This window comes from Psychromonas arctica, assembly GCF_036697365.1.
In the GTDB taxonomy this organism is placed as follows: domain Bacteria; phylum Pseudomonadota; class Gammaproteobacteria; order Enterobacterales; family Psychromonadaceae; genus Psychromonas; species Psychromonas arctica_A.
Map to the genome: position 1 here is coordinate 45,299 of NZ_JBAHZA010000007.1, position 19,149 is coordinate 64,447.

Below are 19,149 nucleotides of genomic sequence, written 5' to 3' on the forward strand. Positions count from 1 at the left end.
ATAAAGTGCTTAGTTTAGTTTAAAACGGCTCACTAAGGCAGCTAGCTGTTGATTTGCTGTCACTAAGTTTTCTGTACTGTTTGTCGTTAACTGGCCATTTTCAGTTAAATCATTCACCATATTTTGGATTGAAGACATATTACGGCTTATTTCATCTGCCACTGTGCTTTGCTCTGAAGCAGCTGTAGCAATTTGTGAACTTAACTCATTCACTTCAATAATGGATCCGACCATTGCATCTAAGCCACTACCAACACGAATCGTATTATCAGTTGTACTTTGGCAACTCTCTCGAGTCACTTCCATTGCTTTAACCGAAAGCCCAGCATCACTTGTTAATTTTAACAGTATTTCGTTAATTTCTGCGGTGCTGGTTTGAGTTCTTGCGGCTAACGAACGAACTTCATCAGCAACTACAGCAAACCCTCGACCTTGCTCTCCTGCACGTGCGGCTTCAATTGCTGCATTTAGCGCAAGCAAGTTAGTTTGATCAGCAATAGCACCGATAACACTTAATACCGATACGATTTCTTGCGTATTTTCATTCATAGTATTAATACGCTCTGAAGCTGTATCGACCTCTGTTACTAGCATTCTTACACTATCAGAAGATGTTTGAACAAGCTCTTTGGATACTAATGCTTCATCACTTGTTTTCTGTGTACTTAAGGCCGTTTGTCTCGCATTGTCAGCAACCGCATTAGCCGAAGCACTCATTTCTGTAATAGCTGCGACCACTTGATTAGTTTCATCGGAATGCATTCTCAACGACTGTGTATTAGCAAGCGAAGCTTGTTTCAGTTGTCTAATTTCTTCTGATATCTCAGCTGAAGAAGTTAACACATCAATTAACATGGTTTGTAACTGGCTAATAAAAGAATTCACATCCATGGCTATTTGCGCAAGGTCGTCATTTCCTTTAACTTCTAGGCGTTGTGTAAGGTCGCCTTCTCCTTGAGCTAGGCTACCAATTCTTTCTTTCAATGAAATAATCGGTGTATAAATTTTGGCTAGTGTTACGACCAATAAAACAATCGTCACTAGGATGAGTATCGCAGCAGTAATAATCGCTGAACTAAGTTGGTCATCTAAGAATTGATATACGACCGACTCATCAATATCCATCACGATATGCCATTTCTTACCACCAATTAATGTTAAATCAGTAAAAAAAACTTGTTGCTGATGGCTACCTTTTTGATAAATGAATTTACCATTATCAGTGCTTAGGACATGTCGCTCCAACGCTTTATCAACCATTCGATCGCCAAACTTACCATTTCCAGAAGTGCTAATTAACCCTCCATCTGCATCATAAATACTGATTTCAGAGCCTTTGAAGTCGACATCCTTAATGAAATGATCAACCGCCTCTAAAAATATATCTCCGCCAATTACGCCGTTATTTTCGACGTCCAAAAAGCTAAACATATACTTATCTGAGATCCCTTTATCAAAGTAAATATCAGTAATAATTAGTTTATTGGCTGCTTTTGCATCTTGATACCACTCTTCTTGAGTCGCATCATAATCTTCAATAACGCCCGCATTACCGACTGTAAGCCCTTGTTGATCAGCAAAGTTAACTGCATCTAACGGGGTTGAAGCGACTAATAGCTTGGCAATTTCATCTTTTTTGGCTGTATCATTACTATTTAATAATTTTTTTGCACTAGTAATTACTACCTCACCACTTTGCAACCACGCATTAATATCTTCTTTAACCTTTTTTAACACTGCGTGAGAATTTCTCTCTACTTCCGCGACACTTTCTGCGCGAGTCGTACTATACGACACCCAATTTGAAACTAATAAAGACACACCTAATAAAAGTGTCGATGCCAATATTATTCGTTGTTTAAATCCGATCGAAATAGCCATTATGGGTCCTAAAATATAAAGTTAAGTAGTATGTGAGATTACCTATCACAAAAAATTAGATTAAATATCAACCAATTTAGTATATCTATATGGTTAGTTTATAGTGATATTACCTTTATTCTGCTTTTTGTGAACGAAGTAATGATGTTTACTTAAAGAAATATAGGAGAGTTTTACTACTTAACAAGTAAGTTGTTGTTTTATTAATTCAATATTGATGAATCTCTGTTACATGACGCTGATTGTAGTTATCACTCTATAACTTTAAACATTCGACTTAACCTCGGCTGTTCATCAGTGATTAAAGTTTATAGATACCTTTTGATTACTTTTGGCTTCGCATAGATGTAGAAAAAAACATCTGTTATTATCAAAAATCATAGTTCATTCATACTCACTTTCATCTACCAATACTTGATACTCTTTTTATAGAACTAAAACTAACGTCAGTTTTATCAATAAGCGAACATACTCATAACGTGAATACAAATATTAACGCTACACACACTAACTTAATGATCTCCTGTGAAGAATGTGGGCTAGTTGTCGCTGTCCCTGAGTTACATGAAGATCAAAAAGCACATTGCCCAAGATGCGAACATGTATTAATGCAAAACATTGCCTTTGTGCATCAAAAAGCATTGGCCTTTGCTTTCGCTTGTTTAATTATGTTGTTGTTGAGTATCTCCTTTCCTTTTATGTCTTTCTCGGTGCAAGGTTTAACTCAAGAGATTAACCTATTACAAGCAGCTCATATGCTAGGAGAATATCAAAATACCTTACTTGGTTTTTTATTATTAGGTACGGTATTCATGCTACCAGGTCTCTATGTTTGTTTGATGTTATACCTATACTTTCAAGCGACTAAAAAATCATCCAACTTAACCAATCAAAAACCTAGAAAAGTGATTAAGTTTCTCTGCAAATTATTATTTTTGATTGAACCATGGTTAATGGTTGATGTATTTCTACTTGGTGTCTTAGTTAGCTTAGTAAAAATAGCCTCTCTTGCTGAAATCAGCCTTGGCTACTCATTTTTTACCTTCTGTATTTACGCGGTTTTAGTCGTTAAATGTGTTGCGATCGTTGATAAGAGCTGGCTTTGGGAGCAGCTTATTCCAGCTAAACCGGTTAAACCAAGTTATCTAGGGGATACTCACCATTCTAAGACGCATCTTAGTTGTCATACTTGTCATCAAATAAACCCTAACAACCAAACTAAACAACAAACGTGTATACGATGCGATGCACCACTTCATGATTTTGATATGGAAGCTAATTTGCAAAAAGTATGGGCTTTGTTAATTACAGCCGTTATTTTTTATTTCCCAGCCAACCTATATCCAATGATGTATACCGTCAGCTTAGGCACAAGTAGCCCATCGACTATTATGGAAGGGGTTATTCTTTTATGGCAACTAGGTTCTTACCCTGTGGCTGCAATTATTTTTATTGCTAGTGTATTTATTCCATTGCTTAAAATATTTGCGTTAGCCTGGTTATTTATTACTGCGAAAACGCTGAGTAATTTGCCTGAAAGTGATGCGATTAAGAAGTTAAAAATATATCGCATAACTGAGTTTATTGGACGCTGGTCAATGATTGATATTTTTGTTGTGGCGATATTAGTCGCACTGGTTCAATTACAAAAACTGATGTCAATCTATCCAGGTCCAGCGGCACTTTGCTTCGCAGCTGTCGTTATATTTACTATGCTCTCAGCAATAAAATTTGATTCTCGTATGTTGTGGCGTAACACCAACACTGTAACCAAAAAAGACGTTGATAAAGCAACGCTATATACTCAACCAATAAATGATTAGAAGAGATAACCAATGATGAGTGATGATACGCCAGTGCAAGCAACAATAAAAAAACAGAAAAAAATATCTGCAATATGGATCATTCCAATATTGGCATTGTTTATTGGTGCATGGATGTTATTTCAATATATAGATAACAAAGGTACAGAAATCACCATTAATATGCCAACAGCAGAAGGCATCAAAGTCGGTAAAACTGAAATTAGATCTTTGAATGTAAAAGTAGGAATAGTCACCTCTGTGACACTCAGTGAAAATTACGATCACATACAAATAAAAGCACAAATGAACAAAGATAGCCAAAGAATGCTTAATGATAAGACCCAATTTTGGGTGGTTAAACCACGGGTGGGTAGTGAAGGTATATCAGGGCTAGATACTATTTTGTCTGGGGCTTATATTCAAATACAGCCTGGCGACTCTAAAACGAAAAAACTTACATTTGAAGCGTTAGATCTTCCTCCTGTGGCACCGCTTGGCAGTAAAGGTAAACGCGTTATCTTAAGCCATAACAATGCAGGTAAACTCAGCGTTGGCGATCCAGTTTCCTACCAAGGGTTTACCGTGGGGCGTGTAGAAAAGACCTCTTTTGATTTAAAAACGAAAAAAGCCTTATATCAGCTATTTATATTCGAACCCTATGATGACCTATTACTTTCTGGCTCGCAGTTTTGGTTAACATCAGGCGTTGATGTTCAACTCAATGCTGATGGTATTAAAGTACAAGTAGATTCACTACAAAGCTTAGTCTCTGGTGGTGTTACTTTTGGTATTCCTGCAGGTGAAAGAGCAGGCACTCCCTTTGCCAGTGACGTAGTAAAACTGCCGCTATTTGATAACTATGAACAAGTACAGAACGGACTTTATAAACAGTATGTAAAATTCATTATGGAGTTTGATGAAACGATTCGAGGCCTAACTGTTGGTGCTCCTGTAGAGTATCGAGGTATTCGTATAGGGACAGTATTACAAGCACCTTATGACATGATGGTGCCTCAAGGCGATACGTCATCGGTGAAAATTCAAGTATTAATCAAAATTGAGCTTGGTAGATTATTTAATGCAGATCGTAACTTGTCCTTAAGTAATTTCCGCGAAACCATTGAGGAACATTTTAAAAGTGGTCTTAAAGGCCAATTGAAAAGTGGTAACTTATTAACGGGAGCGCTTTTTATTGATACAGAGTTCGACACCCCAAACCCTGATTTTAAGATCACTAAAGTAGGTGAATACGACGTTTTCCCTACCAAAAAAGGAGGCTTAGCCATGATTCAGGAACAAATATCCTCATTTATGGATAAGTTTAATAAAATTCCTTTAAATGAAGTAGCCGGTTCAATGACTAAAACCATGAACTCTTTAAATCAGACCTTAACATCTGCTAACAACACTTTTGATAAACTTAATGAGATAATCTCGCAAAAAGAGATCCAAACAATACCTGCTGATGTCCAAACTAGCCTACAGCAACTACAACAAACTTTAGCAGGCTTCAGCCCTAACTCAGTTATGTATAACGATTTAGAGCAGACTCTGGATAAAGTTGAAAAAGTCATGCTTGAATTACAACCTGTATTAAAACAGATTAACGACAAACCAAACTCACTGATATTTGGTGAAGACCAAGTGGCCGATCCAATTCCAACTAAGAGAGCAAACTAATGAAAAAGTGGTTATTGATATTTGTTATATTTATCGCAGGGTGTAGTAATAATGAAGTGCAGCAAGACTCACTATTTTTATTACCAGAAACCTCTGCAACAGCGATAGCAAATAATAGCTTGCCACTATTAGTAGTGAGCACTGAATTAGATAGTTACTTAGATCAAGCTAACCTAGTGTACAGAGTATCAGACACCAAGGTTATCTTGGCAAACCATAATAGCTGGGCGCATCAAATATCAAAACAAATTGATCAGAGAATGGCTAGCAATCTAAGGGCGACACAGAAGCATTATTGGCCAATAGCAGGCCATTCATCAATGCAATTGACAAACCAAACGGTACTAAAAATACACCTAAATAAATTTAATGGCGCTTTTACTGGTGAAGCTGAGCTAAGTGGTGAATGGTTGTTAATTAATCCACAAGGTAAGTTGATTAAGGGCGGTCAATTCGACATTAACACTCCACTAAAAGCCGATGGTTACGAGCAGCTAGTTACGTCTCTTGCCAAGGGCTTAGTCGAGTTAAGTCATGATATTAGCAAGCAAATTAATACATTATAAAAGTAGAGTAAACAAAAGGTTATTAGATTTAGCAGCATCTCTAAGCCAGCCTATAAGGCTAAGTCTATTTATGTGACATTTCACATAAATAGACAAGAGCTTAATAAAAAGTAGCTAATTTAAATGCTAATTAGCAGTCAAAGCAATTATATAAACTTAACTATTTACGGGTTTATCTAATGACTTGATACAATTAAATAATTGTTGTTCTATCAACGATATATTCAATTGCTCTGCAATTAGCTCAATACGACTTTCTTGGCATTCCTCTAATTGTGTCTCAGTTAATCCATCAACAGTAAGATTATAGCCAAACGTACCATTATCTGTTCTTAATACTGCTTTCATACGCTCCACTGTTAACGCGGAAAATAATAATAACAGTTTATTGTGATCGAATATTTTAGTCTCAGCAAAACGCCAACCGACACTATAAAACCCTTCCCCTTTGTTAATAGCTTTAATGAAGCCTCTCTCGGGCATAGATACTTCTGATGCAAGCGGTTGGCTCTCTGTATGGTGGTCATGATGGTCATGATGGTCAGATACAGGCTGCTGAATTTGATTTGTACTATCAAGCTCTGTTAACGAAAAAGTACCATGCTCAGAAAAAATAACCTTAGTGTTTTGTCCCGCTACTTTTACGACGTAATCTTGTAACTTACCAACATCACCTTCTTGATAAAGATCCTCCTTATTACCTACCACGGTATTAGCAATCGCTATCTGTTGATTAAATGTCTCATGTTCAGTATATCGAGCATCCGATAAATTTCGGGCATCAACTAATGTGATGTTTGTTTGTAATAACAATGTGTCGCGATAATGTTCTGAAGATAATACCTGTAATACTTCTTTGGGGTGACCAAGTCCAGTAGGCTCAATCAACAACCGATCTGGTTTCGATTTTAATAATAATTGATTAAGGGCAACTTGCATCGGTACACCAGCGGCACAGCACATACAGCCGCCAGGTACTTCACGGATGAATACTTGTTTTGTATCACCATGCATCCCCTGCACTAGGCTACCATCAACACCAATCTCACCAAATTCATTAACTAATACTGCCCAACGCTCATTGTTAGGCTTATTTTTAATAAGGTTTAAAATGGCAGAGGTTTTTCCTACCCCGAGAAAGCCAGTAATAATATTGGTTGGAACTTTTAAAATCGGCTGATGTTCAGAGCGCATTACTAACTCTCCTAGGGCTTTTTTCAAGCATGATTAACACTGTGTTCTGATTCATTAAATTTACCCTTAACATACTGATTTATCTTTACTAGAAGCCTAATACCAATTTTCTTAACCTGCAAATGCTAAGCGCATAGCAGCAGATGGATCGTCAATAATTTGTTGATTCGCATAAACTAATTTTCCATTTACCCAGGTATTTTTGATTTGAGCAGAAAACCGATGTCCAGCAAAAGGTGACCAAGCACAGTGATACAGGCTATTTTCATTACTTACTAATGTGCCAGCTTTACTATCGATTAATACGAGATCAGCATAATAACCCTCACGAATATAACCACGCTCTTGAATACGATAACGAATAGCTGGATTATGCGCTGCTTTTTCAACAACCTGCGGTAAAGTCATTACCCCCTGCTCCACTTGCTCAAATAGGCTTAATAGAGCATGTTGAACTAAAGGTAAACCCGCTGGTGCTTGTTCATAAGGAACTTGTTTTTCTTGCCAGGTATGCGGAGCATGATCAGTGGCAATAATATCAATCTGCCCTGTCTTTAAAGCTGCGAGTAAGCTATTGCGATCATGCTCTGTTTTAATCGCAGGGTTACATTTTATTTGATTCCCTAATGCAGCATAATCTTTTTCGCTAAACCAAAGGTGGTGTACACAAGCCTCTGTTGTAATAGATTTATTATCAATCGGCCCCGCTTCAAACAATGCGAGCTCTTTTGCACTAGTAATATGCAATACATGCAGTTGGCTATTATATTTTTTCGCTAATCCAACTGCATATGAAGAAGAAGCGTAACAGGCATGCTCATCTCGTAATACAGGATGATCATCAATAGCAAATTGCGTTTTACTACTTAATAGCTTTTCTTGATTTGCTTTAATAACTGCACCACTCTCACAGTGAGTCACAATCAGCACCGGTGCATCACGAAAAATAGCCTCTAATGCTTGTGGGTCTTCAACTAATAAATCCCCCGTTGACGCGCCCATAAAGACCTTCACACCACAATGTTTACTTGGATCTAATAACTTAATTTGCTCCAAGTTATCTTCAGTTGCCCCTAGGTAAAATGAGTAGTTAGCCAATGAACTTTGTTTTGCGATATCAAACTTACGCTCTAATGCCGCTATGGTAGTGGTTGCTGGATTTACATTAGGCATCTCCATATAACTAGTAATACCACCAGCAACTGCAGCGCGTGACTCACTAGCAATAGTCCCTTTATGAGTTAAACCTGGTTCACGAAAATGAACTTGATCATCAATCATACCTGGTAATAAATAAGCACCATCAGCATTAATAATTTGATCACCTGGTTTTGCTTCTATATTAACTGCGATACGCTCAATGCGCTGGTCAACAATGCGTACATCTGTGTAGGTAATAGTACCCTCATTAACCACTTGGGCATTTTTAATTAATGTCGCAGACATAAGTTTTCACACTCCTTTGAGGAAATAATATAAGAAATAGTTTAAAGGCAGGTCTGAAGGACTTTACTCAACACATTGATCACATATACCGTTGATTTCAATCTGTGGATTAACCACAGTAAACCCTTCCTGTTGGGCGTTTGACTGAAGCCCTGTCATCATTTGAGGATCAATTATTTGTTCATTGATTTTGTTACATTTTTCACAAATTAAAAACTGCGGAGTACCATGCTCATCTTCGCAGAGGATATGCGAACAAACCACATATTGGTTAGATACTTTTAACTTATGAACAAAGTGCTCTTGTTCAAGAAACTCTAAAATACGATAAATTGTCATAACCTGCATAGGCTGCTTAAAATGAGTTTGACAATAATCTAACAATTCGTAGGCAGAGAGTGCTTTGTTAGCATGCAGCAATGTCTGTAAAACTAATTTACGCTTTGGCGTTAGTTTTTTACCACGTGCTTTACAATGTTTTTCTACAAAATCAATAATCGTATTAAATTCATTCATTGTGATTACACTATATCTAATGTGAGTAATAATCGTTTTTCATTTAACTTTAAAGCAGGTGAGCGATGCACTAACCCCATATTTTCATTACCTTTCCAGCCACTACCCTTTAATAAAGCAACATCACCTGACTGCATGCGTTGCATCGTAAAATCATTATCAGAATGACCAGCTTTATTGCCTGCGCCTAATTGGCTGCGATCAACGTGATTATTTTCTAACCATTCTGTTGCTGTGCCAGTATAAGTACTCACTAAACGACATGGTATTTGATCAACATGAAATTTTGGACACATCGCTTTATCTAGTGTGGTTAAACGTAATCCAGCTTCTTTGGTATCAAATAAACAGCAGAACATATCGACAATTAATGCAATATCTTCACTCAAAGCATTTGCACAAGCATATCCGTCCAGCTTACCTCTAATCCATTCTGCAACATCATCTGGTGTCACGTACTTAACAAGCGCTAATGGCTTACTATTTTGTAACATCTCTTGGATAGAAGTTGTCATCTCTATTGGTAATGTGCGTTGCCATATCGCGATATTGTTTTCTGGTTGATAGATATCAGTTAATACACTTGATTGCTTATCGATCGGTAATGGTAATACAGACTCAACAACATCATCCTTTTTAACAACTGTATTAAGACTCATAGATTATCCTTCACTTTATTTGCCCAGCTTAAATACTATTTATCAATAATATTCAAATCAATATGGATACGTTATAACATAACATTTATAAAGGGATAATTGCTACTGGTAGATATATTTTATTTATTAAATAATATGAAAGGCTTACTGCTTAAAGATATTGAAAAGAAATAAGTGCGAAGCATTAGATTTACTTTTAGGAAAAGAGTTATAAACAAAATAAGTTCAGAAAGTTATTCAGTAGTAAAGTGTCGACTTTACTATTAATCCACAGCTTAACACCTGAAAAATAAACTAAAAATATTAGCGATTTCAACGGTATTATCTTTTTACGGCTGTCTTGGTATCGAGTGAACAACACTGATTAAAACATATTGATTGGTAACGGAGCTATACATTAACTGAGTTTACACTAACTCAGTATATCCCCGGGATTTTTGCTCAGATTCCAACACTATTGCAGCCTTTTTGGGGTGCCGTATTGCAAGTGCGATAATAACTAATAACATCGCAGTTATATCAAGTCTAGTTAGAGGTTGATCGAGAAATACAGCACAAGAAAGCATTGCAACAATTAACTCAACCGCCCCTAACACAGCAATAACCTCTGGCTTGGTTTTAACTGCCCCTATCACAAACAAGTATTGAGGTAAGGCTGCGGCAATAAATGCTAAACCTAATAAAGCCCACCAACCATTTATCTCATGAGGGAGGACCACCTTAGGAGAGGTATAGATCACCAGTGGAATAAGAATAATTAAGTGCCCTAAAGTACTCCACGCTACTCGATTAAGCGCCATTAAATTCTGCTTAGGTTTAGCTAAATATTGTATTTGAAAAGCAAAAACCATAGGCGCTAAAAAACAGCCCAATAATGCCCACTTTGACTCCATAGATAGCTCCGAAGGTTCTATTACCAATGAAGCAGCTATTAATACTAAGGCTGCAGATAATAGAGCATTGATGCTTAACGATCGTTTGAAGATCAGAACGCCAATCAATAAGGAGAAAAACGGATAAGTGTAATAGATCAATATAGCGCTAGCTGCAGTTAAATTCTGCAAAGCATAAAAGTAAGCTAATACTCCTAGAGCGTTAGCAAAACCAATAATAAGCATACGACCAACTTCTGGCCATAATGCTGCAGGTGCTCGAAGATAAAATGACAAAATAACGCCAGGTAAAATAAAACGACAAAGAGTAACAACTTCTACTGACATACCTTGAGCAAATAGAATTTGAGCAAACAGTGGATTAAAACCAAACCCAATAGCCGCAAGTAAAACCATCGCAGCCCCGCTCATTTGTAATTTAACTCCCTTGACTTGTCTCATCATATCTCATTCTTTTTTAACACGGTAAACAGCTCATATTCGTTTATATGCGCATTTGATAAACTAGACAATACTCGAAACTACATTAATATATAAGTGAATAATAATGTTTATACATGCATTTTATTCATGTATTAATTTAATGATTTGGCCTCTTTATGAAACTAGAAATTAGACACTGGCAAATGCTTAAAGCACTCTCTGAATTAGGTAATATCGCTCAAGCAGCAGAGGCACTCGGTATTAGCCAGTCAGCTTTGAGCCATCGAATCGCTGAGGCAGAACGTCGTATTGGTGGTAAACTATTTGAAAAAGAAGGACGGCGCTTAAAATTAACGCCTGCAGGTAGTTTAATCACAAAAGTCGCATTACAAACCTTACCAGTCTTAGAGCGCGCCGAAGCAGATTTTGAGCAAAACGCGCATCTAGAAAAACAAATCGTTCGTTTAGGCGTTGCCTCTTATTCCTGTTATTACTGGATACCTGATTTTATTAAATTTGTTAATCAGAAAGCCAGTCACCTCAAGTTAAGATTAGTTGCCTCTGCTACACAAAATCCGATTTCAAGTTTACAGCATAGCTCTGTCGATATTGTCATTGCACCTGGTTACTTGGCCACGCCTGGTATCCTTAACACACCTCTTTTTATGGATGAACTTGTCTTAGTGATTCCCTATGCTCATCCACTGAGTCACCAAGCTTTTATTAATCCGGAAGACCTTAGAGATATTCAATACTACACCTACAGTCAGACAGTTTTACCAGGCTTTGAATATGAACGTTTTATTCGACCGTCAGGTGTTATTCCACACCAAGTCGAAGTGGTTGAAATGACCGATGCAATCATCGAGCTAATTAGTGCTGGTTTAGGGGTAAGCATACTGTCCAAGTGGGCAATTAATGCAGCAATTGAATCGCAGCGAATTAGTAGCGTTCAGCTTGGACAAAAAGGACTTGATCTAGCTTGGTCTGCGCTCACCCGAGAAAGTGAAAAGAAAAATAGCGCGAGCAAACAACTCGTTAAATTATTAGCAGATTGGCATAAAACCTCTTAGATAATCTATAAAACGAATGAATATAACTTTTTACCTTTTTTAGAAATGAATAATCTGACCATTAGCATGTCAGATTATTCCATTCAGTTAGCTATTTGTTAATAACCTTTTACGACGGCGTTGAATGATCACAATCAACGAAAATAATGCAAGAGTAGGGATATAAATCAGTTGTTTAATAGGTTGAACTTGTGGCGTTTCTACCAAGGTAATTACTTGATCAAAGGTCAAGCCTGCTTGTTCTGCTGGACTGTCATAACCTACATAATCAATAATGACTTTCCCGTCCTTAATAACCAACTCAATCCCAACTGTAGCTAAGCGTTCTGAAATATCAGCACCTTCTCCTAATGTCATATTGACAAGAAATGTTCTTTCATTACCAACATCATCCACTCCATCAACCCAAAAACGCACAGCAGCTCTAGATTCAATGCTGTTATGTTTTTGCACTAATTCAGTAGGAGCTAATTGATGATAAGGAGTAACAATCATATCCATCCAAAAACCTGGACGGAATAATGAGAAAGCAACCAACAGTAATAATAAAGATTCATACCAGCGGCTCTTAGTAAGAAAAAAGCCTTGAGTTGCAGCAGTAAAAATAAGGATTGCTACTGTTGCGGCAATAAAAACTAATATCCCCTCTAACCAAGTAACATCTATTAATAATAAATCCGTATTAAAAATAAATAGAAATGGTAACGCTGCTGTTCGCAAGCTGTAATTAAAAGCAACAAAACCTGTTTTAATCGGGTTACCTCCTGACACAGCCGCTGCGGCAAAAGATGCCAATCCAACAGGCGGAGTCACATCGGCCATAATACCAAAATAAAAGACAAATAAATGGACAGCAATGAGTGGAACAATCAAACCAGACTCTTGGCCCAATAGAACAACTACAGGTGCTAATAATGACGAAACAACAATATAGTTCGCTGTGGTTGGCAATCCCATTCCTAATATTAAGCTCAAAACAGCAGTCAAAATAAGCATTAATAATAAGTTACCCATTGACAGTATTTCAACAAGATCAGCTAATACCGAACCTACGCCTGTTTGCGAAACGGCTCCGACAATAATGCCAGCCGCTGCGGTCGCGATACCAATGCCGATCATGTTACGTGCACCAACGATAAGCCCCTCTAGCAACTCACTACCACCTCTTTGTAATTGGATAATTAAATCATCTTGTTGACGAAAGAAGGCCATAATTGGACGTTGGGTTATTAAAATGAAAAGCATCAGCACTGTTGCCCAAAAAGCTGATAACCCAGGAGATAATCGTTCAATCATCAAACACCAAACGAGTACGACAACGGGTAATAGAAAATGTAAGCCAGATTTAACCGTTGGAACAACTTCTGGTAATTCAAGCATCGGTGAATCAGGGTTATCCAACACTAAATCTGGAACAGAAGAAGCAATACGCAATAAGTAAAGGTATGTAATACTGAGCAACCCTGCAATAACAACCCCTGCATAATCTCCAAAAGCTGGCTTTATCCAACCGATTCCGTAATAAACGGCTGCAGCAATAACAGCAGTCACCATGAATCCTGTTAATAACCCCATCACACGTAAGTGCCAAGGTTTCACAGCACTCCGGCGAGGTAATCCTTGCATATCTAATTTAAGTGCTTCTAAATGTACTATGTAGACTAATGCAATATATGATATTAGTGCAGGTAAAAAGGCGTGTGTAATCACTTCAACATAGCTAATGCCCACATACTCAACCATCAAAAATGCAGCGGCTCCCATCACAGGCGGCATGATTTGACCATTAACAGAGGAAGCAACTTCAACCGCGCCGGCTTTTTCAGAAGAAAAACCGACACGTTTCATCATTGGAATAGTGAATGTGCCGGTTGTCACCACATTGGCAATAGAAGAACCAGAAATTAATCCAGTAAGTCCAGAAGCAACAACAGCAGCTTTTGCAGGGCCTCCGCGCATATGCCCTAATAGTGAAAAGGCGACTTGGATAAAGTAATTACCCGCCCCCGCTTTATCCAGTAAAGCACCAAATAAAACAAATAAGAAAACAAAACTAGACGACACACCGACTGCAATACCAAAAACACCTTCAGTGGTTAGCCATTGGTGGTTAACAAGCTCTTTTAATGTCACTCCTTTATGCGCAATAATTTCAGGCATGTAAGGACCGGCTACGGAGTAGACTAAAAAGACAATCGCCACAATCATCAGTGGAGGCCCAAGCGTTCGTCGAGTTGCTTCAAGTAAAAGTACAATACCGATAACAGAGGTAACTAAATCTTGTGTATTGGGTAAACCAGGTCGAGTGACAAGTTGGTCGTAAAAAGTGAAGAGATAAGAAGCACAAAAAGCAGCAATAATACTCAATACCATATCACTAAAAGGTACTCGATATTGCGGAGAGCGAGAGGTCGCAGGAAATGCAGTAAATGCTAAAAAGATTGCAAAACCTAAGTGTATAGCGCGCACTTGAGTATCATTAAAAATACCAAAACTACCGATAATAGGCCAATCATAAAAAGGCAGTGGAGAGGCAACCCATAATTGAAACAATGACCATATAAACGCCGTTCCAAGTAATAAAACACCCTGCCACCCTTCAGGGATGCGCGCGCCAGTATCGCTGGCAGCAACCATATTTTGAAGTTCTTGATCGTTAATTTGAGTCGGTTGTTTAGGCGGACTTATCATATAAGCTCCTGAAAAGTTGATATAAAAAAAGAGATGCAAAAGCATCTCTTATTGAAGGGTAAAAATTACATCCAACCTTTCTCTTTGTAATAACGAATAGCACCATCATGTAGTGGAGCAGACAAACCATCGGTGATCATTGTTTTAGGATCTAGGTTTGCAAATGCAGGGTGTAAGCGCTTAAAGTTTTTAAAATTATCAAAAACAGCTTTCACCATTTGGTAAACAACTTCGTCATCAACTTTTGCAGAAGTGACCATTGTTGCTGAATTACCAAATGTATTTACATCGTTATCATTACCGTTATACAGACCACCCTTAATAATAGCTGGTGCGTAAAAATCATTCTCTGCAATCAACTTATCTATAACAGGACCCGTAACTGGTATTATTTTCGTATCACAAGAAGTCGTTGCCTCTTTAATAATCCCTGAAGGATGTCCAACATTCACTAAGATCACATCAACTTTATTGTCACATAAGGCTTGTGATTGCTCTGATACTTTTAACTCAGCAGCCAATTTAAAGGTGTCCTGCGTCCATCCTTTTTCTGCCATAATAATTTCCATTGTACCGCGAGTACCAGAACCTGGATTACTAAGGTTGACACGTTTTCCAACTAGATCATCAAAAGTTTCCACACCTGAATCTGCACGAGCAACAACGGTAAATGGTTCACTATAAAGCCCAAATAAAGCACGTAGATCTTCAAATTTCCCTTGCTCAATAAACGAAGCATGCTTGGTGCCAGATAAGGCATATGACTGCCAATCTGATTGCGCAACGCCGAAATCTAACTGTCCTTGACGAACTGCATTAATATTAGCAACAGAACCACCCGTTGATGGTGCAGTACACTTGATACCATGCTCATCGGTCCCTTTATTAACTAAACGACATATAGACTGACCTGCAACATAATAAACACCTGTTTGTCCTCCCGTGCCTATTTTTACATAAGTCTGCTCAGCACTGACAACAGGAGTACTAAAAGAAGCTGCTAAATAAATAACAGATGGCATAAATAATTTTACAAGTTTACTTTTTCTAGACATAAAATTTTATCCTTAAAATAGATGTTCAAAATTAATGTTTTTTGCTTGTTAAAATTTCTAGAATTTTCCCTAGAATAGATTCCAATATCTCTTTGGTATTATCATGAGTCACTATCTATGAACAGCTAACTTAACACCAAGAGGACGTAGAATATTGCGTGAATAAATATTAACCTTATCGCTATCTTGTTGTACTTATCACAAAGATAACTTCATACGTTATTGTCTAAGCAGTCGCTGTATCAGCTATTACAAAGCACTTTGGTCGCTTTCAAAAAATCTTCAATATCTTGTAAGTTATGGCAGTGAATTGGTGATACGCGAATAGCTCCTTTTAAATCAAATGACTCCAACATTCTTGATGAGTAGGGGCTTGATAAAAGGCGTTCGAAAGCAATAATTCCTAATTCTTCATACATTTCCACTGCCTTTTTATACTCGATATTGTCAAAGCCAATTGCCATAATGAAATCTTTCTTGGTTAAGTCTTTGTAGTCCAAATAGGCATGAACACCTTCTATATATCTAAGACCTTGTATGTTTTTTGTCCCGTCTAACATCGCATTCATAAGGGCCCTCTCATGTAACTTTATTCGCTCCATACCCTCAACGAAAAGTGCTCTTCTACTCTCTGAAGCATTAAACTGTTCACCTATCCAACAGACATAATTAACAACTTCGTTAAGCGCAGCAAAATGTGCAGGCGCTGGACTACCAAGCTGCCAACAATCTTGTGGTTTAGCGATTAATTTGTTGTGCGGTAATTTAGAGAGTCTTTCTGACACATAACCCACACCAAAACCGCGCGGACCAAAGAATTTATAAGGGGCAAAGTTAAGACCATCAACAGGTACTTTAGTAACGTCGATAACGCCATGCGGTGCATGTTGAACAGCATCTGCAACGATATAAAGATCCGGTTTAATCTTTCTTGCCTGTTCAACAATCTTTTCTTCATCTAACAAGGCACCTGAAACATTTGATGCATACATAAATGATAATAAGCAGGTATCTTCATCTATCAGTTTTGTTATGTCTTCAACATCCACACCACCGGTTAATGGATTTGTTTTAGCAACTCTCAGCTCTTTACCATTTTTTTCAGCATAAAAGACCATCGCATCATAAGCAGAAGGATGTTCAAGCATAGTAGTGACTACGTTACCGCCGGGGATGTTCTCCATCACAACTCTAACCATATCAAACATAACCATTGACGCCGTATACGATGTAACGATACTGCCGGTATCAAAATTAAGCATGGTTTCAATTGATTTATAACCTTCCTTTTGTATATCCATTAACCATGTAGCCGTCTTATTGCCATGTTCAGGACAATCCGGTAATTCATCTAATTGTTTGAACCTGTCAATTGCAGCTTTAAGTCGAAAAGCGCCACCAGAATTATCGAAAAATATTCTTTTTTTATTTTGTATTGGATCAAAGTCCACGTGATAAAATTTTTCTTTAATTTCTGTTAATAGTGAGTCACTAAAAAGCTCACCTTGCGCTATATTGCTTCTCATTATGATTTTCCTTCATGCTTTTAAAAGCACTAAATAAGCTGATGTTTTTCCCTTTTAGGAACCTGCTACATGGGGAATTTTTATACAGATTTAAATCTATCAACTTTTATAATATTAAAATAATGAATTAAATTGCATTTATATATTCACATCATTAATATTTAATTATTTGAGATAAATAATGAATATCGAACAGATTGAAACTTTTTTGATGGTTACTGAAGCAAAAAATCTATCTATCGCAGCTAAGAACCTGTTTATTTCACAGTCTGCAGTCAGTCACAGAATTCGCTCTTTAGAAGAAGCTTTGGGATGTGAATTATTAATTCGATCACGAGGAGAAAAATTTGTCAGTCTCACGTTGAAGGGGGAGGAATTCGTTGAAATAGCGACTCGCTGGAAAACGCTGAGTAATGAAACTAAACTTTGGACACTTCAAGAATCTAAAATGAATTTAAAACTAGCAAGTATTGATAGTTTAAATACGTGCGTTTTTTCAAGCCTTTATAAAGATATTATCAATAGTAATAATGCTATTTCTCTTAATGTCAGCTCGCATTGGAGTAAAACAGTTTACGATTTAATTGAAAGTAATGAAATTGATATCGGATTCACACTCAATTCATTAAAATATCCGAATGCCATTGCCACACCTCTATTTAAGTCTAGAGGCGTAGTAATTTCATCAACATATTCAAAATATCCAAAAGAAGTACATCCTCATGATTTAAAAACCTCCGATGAAATACTCTTTTCTTACATACCAGAATATGAAATATGGCATAACTTTTGGTGGGAACATGATCAAAGTGAATATTCTAGTGTTGATACAGTATCACTGTTGTTCACTATGTTTGATCTAAAGGAAAAATGGGCAATAGTACCGATATGGATAGCGAGAAAGTTCGAAAAAATTCACCCTGTTAAAATCTCAGAGCTTTCTACTGAGCCCCCAGAATATGCTTGTTATCATGTATTTAACAGAAATCCCAAACCTAGCAAAGTAAAAACAATTAAGCAGTTTTCAGAGGCGCTTGAAAATTATATGAAAACAGAGGAGTTCCTTGATAGCATTAAATAATCCCCTATAGGATGATAAATCAATAATTTATGGGAATTATTCTAATATTACAGGAACGTATAAAATCTATAAATTCATTCTAATAGCGATGACATTAAATATATTATCTAGACTTTACGCTAAAGAAACAGCTCAATTCAAGGTGTAAATTGAGCCTTTCGAAGATTAACCTCGTTAATCGTCTATTAGAGAATTAACCAAAAGGTATTAATTATTTGATAGCTACTCCCTTTACGAAATTTACAACGAGGAAGTCGGCTGTTTAAACCAGTAAAATAGATCAGCTATTTATTGGTATTATCACCTGGATGCTGCTGTAAGTAAGCTTTTTTAGCTAAATCTTGGTTTTGAGTAGGCTCAGTCATTTTCACTTTATAATGTAATCCAGCTTTCGCCAGCATATGAGCAGCCACAGGCGCTGTAATCAGTAAAAACATACTAATTAACACTTCTTTTAAGTTCACATGACCAATCTGAACACTAAAAAATATCATCGAAGCAATAAGAATACAGGCAACCCCTAACGTACTAGCTTTAGTTGGTGCATGTAAACGAGTAAAATAGTCAGGCAATTTTGCTAAACCGACAGAACCAACTAACATAACAAAACTACCAAATACGATTAGTACACTTACTACGACTTCTACAAATACACTCATT

At 37.1% G+C, this 19,149-nt stretch carries 15 protein-coding genes; 5 read left to right on the top strand and 10 right to left on the bottom strand.

Features of this window, described 5'->3' with window-relative positions:
- Positions 1-9: 9 nt before the first annotated feature.
- Positions 10-1,881: a methyl-accepting chemotaxis protein gene (locus V5290_RS09680; RefSeq protein WP_333384694.1), complete on the bottom strand. Its 1,872-nt coding sequence runs from the start codon at positions 1,879-1,881 to the stop codon at positions 10-12.
- 479 nt (positions 1,882-2,360) lie between these two features.
- Between V5290_RS09680 and V5290_RS09685 the strand changes: the two genes are divergently transcribed.
- Genes V5290_RS09685 through V5290_RS09695 form a run of 3 tightly spaced genes read left to right on the top strand, consistent with a single transcriptional unit; the run spans position 2,361 to position 5,932 of the window.
- Positions 2,361-3,704 (top strand): paraquat-inducible protein A, encoded by a 1,344-nt coding sequence (locus tag V5290_RS09685; RefSeq protein WP_333384697.1) that lies wholly within the window; start codon positions 2,361-2,363, stop codon positions 3,702-3,704.
- Positions 3,705-3,716: 12 nt separating this feature from the next.
- On the top strand, positions 3,717-5,366 hold the full coding sequence (gene pqiB, locus V5290_RS09690; protein WP_333384700.1) for an intermembrane transport protein PqiB: 1,650 nt from the start codon (positions 3,717-3,719) through the stop codon (positions 5,364-5,366).
- Entirely contained in the window at positions 5,366-5,932 is a 567-nt protein-coding gene (locus V5290_RS09695) for a PqiC family protein (protein WP_333384703.1), read from the top strand. Before pqiB ends, V5290_RS09695 begins: the two co-directional genes overlap by 1 nt.
- A 156-nt stretch (positions 5,933-6,088) precedes the next feature.
- On the opposite strand, the gene V5290_RS09700 is transcribed toward V5290_RS09695, so the two are convergent.
- The 5 genes from V5290_RS09700 to V5290_RS09720 form a co-directional block, all read right to left on the bottom strand.
- The gene (locus V5290_RS09700) at positions 6,089-7,126 is read right to left on the bottom strand and encodes a GTP-binding protein (RefSeq protein WP_333384706.1); all 1,038 of its coding nucleotides are present in this window, start codon (positions 7,124-7,126) and stop codon (positions 6,089-6,091) included.
- A 111-nt stretch (positions 7,127-7,237) separates the two neighbouring features.
- A complete protein-coding gene (locus V5290_RS09705) occupies positions 7,238-8,572 on the bottom strand; it encodes a dihydroorotase (RefSeq protein ID WP_333384708.1) in 1,335 nt (444 codons plus the stop codon).
- Between the two features lie 63 nt (positions 8,573-8,635).
- Positions 8,636-9,088: a Fur family transcriptional regulator gene (locus tag V5290_RS09710; protein WP_333384712.1), complete on the bottom strand. Its 453-nt coding sequence runs from the start codon at positions 9,086-9,088 to the stop codon at positions 8,636-8,638.
- Between the two features lie 5 nt (positions 9,089-9,093).
- Complete coding sequence (locus V5290_RS09715; RefSeq protein WP_333384715.1) at positions 9,094-9,747, bottom strand: DUF1826 domain-containing protein; 654 nt, start codon at positions 9,745-9,747, stop codon at positions 9,094-9,096.
- Between the two features lie 407 nt (positions 9,748-10,154).
- On the bottom strand, positions 10,155-11,084 hold the full coding sequence (locus V5290_RS09720) for a DMT family transporter (protein ID WP_333384717.1): 930 nt from the start codon (positions 11,082-11,084) through the stop codon (positions 10,155-10,157).
- 155 nt (positions 11,085-11,239) lie between these two features.
- Here V5290_RS09720 and V5290_RS09725 point away from each other — a divergent pair, with 155 nt between their 5' ends.
- A complete protein-coding gene (locus V5290_RS09725; protein ID WP_333384720.1) occupies positions 11,240-12,136 on the top strand; it encodes a LysR family transcriptional regulator in 897 nt (298 codons plus the stop codon).
- An 87-nt stretch (positions 12,137-12,223) separates the two neighbouring features.
- Here V5290_RS09725 and V5290_RS09730 read toward each other — a convergent pair whose 3' ends face one another.
- The 3 genes from V5290_RS09730 to V5290_RS09740 form a co-directional block, all read right to left on the bottom strand.
- A complete protein-coding gene (locus V5290_RS09730; protein ID WP_333384722.1) occupies positions 12,224-14,827 on the bottom strand; it encodes a TRAP transporter permease in 2,604 nt (867 codons plus the stop codon).
- A gap of 65 nt (positions 14,828-14,892) precedes the next feature.
- Positions 14,893-15,882, bottom strand: coding sequence for a TAXI family TRAP transporter solute-binding subunit (locus tag V5290_RS09735; RefSeq protein ID WP_333384725.1), 990 nt, complete (start codon positions 15,880-15,882; stop codon positions 14,893-14,895).
- Positions 15,883-16,124: 242 nt separating this feature from the next.
- The gene (locus V5290_RS09740) at positions 16,125-17,408 is read right to left on the bottom strand and encodes an aminotransferase class V-fold PLP-dependent enzyme (protein ID WP_333384727.1); all 1,284 of its coding nucleotides are present in this window, start codon (positions 17,406-17,408) and stop codon (positions 16,125-16,127) included.
- Positions 17,409-17,589: 181 nt separating this feature from the next.
- Here V5290_RS09740 and V5290_RS09745 point away from each other — a divergent pair, with 181 nt between their 5' ends.
- Complete coding sequence (locus tag V5290_RS09745) at positions 17,590-18,489, top strand: LysR family transcriptional regulator (protein WP_333384731.1); 900 nt, start codon at positions 17,590-17,592, stop codon at positions 18,487-18,489.
- A 284-nt stretch (positions 18,490-18,773) separates the two neighbouring features.
- Here V5290_RS09745 and V5290_RS09750 read toward each other — a convergent pair whose 3' ends face one another.
- Positions 18,774-19,148 (bottom strand): Na+/H+ antiporter subunit G, encoded by a 375-nt coding sequence (locus tag V5290_RS09750; RefSeq protein WP_333384734.1) that lies wholly within the window; start codon positions 19,146-19,148, stop codon positions 18,774-18,776.
- Between the last annotated feature and the right edge of the window lies 1 nt (position 19,149).

What these genes read in the sequence shown, in the direction of transcription:
- V5290_RS09695 (WP_333384703.1), top strand. Translation starts at nt 5,366, where the DNA reads ATGAAAAAGTGGTTATTGATATTTGTTATATTTATCGCAGGGTGTAGT.
- V5290_RS09725 (WP_333384720.1), top strand. Translation starts at nt 11,240, where the DNA reads ATGAAACTAGAAATTAGACACTGGCAAATGCTTAAAGCACTCTCTGAA.
- V5290_RS09720 (WP_333384717.1), bottom strand. Translation starts at nt 11,084, where the DNA reads ATGATGAGACAAGTCAAGGGAGTTAAATTACAAATGAGCGGGGCTGCG.
- V5290_RS09750 (WP_333384734.1), bottom strand. Translation starts at nt 19,148, where the DNA reads ATGAGTGTATTTGTAGAAGTCGTAGTAAGTGTACTAATCGTATTTGGT.
- V5290_RS09730 (WP_333384722.1), bottom strand. Translation starts at nt 14,827, where the DNA reads ATGATAAGTCCGCCTAAACAACCGACTCAAATTAACGATCAAGAACTT.
- V5290_RS09700 (WP_333384706.1), bottom strand. Translation starts at nt 7,126, where the DNA reads ATGCGCTCTGAACATCAGCCGATTTTAAAAGTTCCAACCAATATTATT.
- V5290_RS09710 (WP_333384712.1), bottom strand. Translation starts at nt 9,088, where the DNA reads ATGAATGAATTTAATACGATTATTGATTTTGTAGAAAAACATTGTAAA.
- V5290_RS09680 (WP_333384694.1), bottom strand. Translation starts at nt 1,881, where the DNA reads ATGGCTATTTCGATCGGATTTAAACAACGAATAATATTGGCATCGACA.
- V5290_RS09715 (WP_333384715.1), bottom strand. Translation starts at nt 9,747, where the DNA reads ATGAGTCTTAATACAGTTGTTAAAAAGGATGATGTTGTTGAGTCTGTA.
- V5290_RS09745 (WP_333384731.1), top strand. Translation starts at nt 17,590, where the DNA reads ATGAATATCGAACAGATTGAAACTTTTTTGATGGTTACTGAAGCAAAA.
- V5290_RS09740 (WP_333384727.1), bottom strand. Translation starts at nt 17,408, where the DNA reads ATGAGAAGCAATATAGCGCAAGGTGAGCTTTTTAGTGACTCACTATTA.
- V5290_RS09735 (WP_333384725.1), bottom strand. Translation starts at nt 15,882, where the DNA reads ATGTCTAGAAAAAGTAAACTTGTAAAATTATTTATGCCATCTGTTATT.
- V5290_RS09705 (WP_333384708.1), bottom strand. Translation starts at nt 8,572, where the DNA reads ATGTCTGCGACATTAATTAAAAATGCCCAAGTGGTTAATGAGGGTACT.
- pqiB (WP_333384700.1), top strand. Translation starts at nt 3,717, where the DNA reads ATGATGAGTGATGATACGCCAGTGCAAGCAACAATAAAAAAACAGAAA.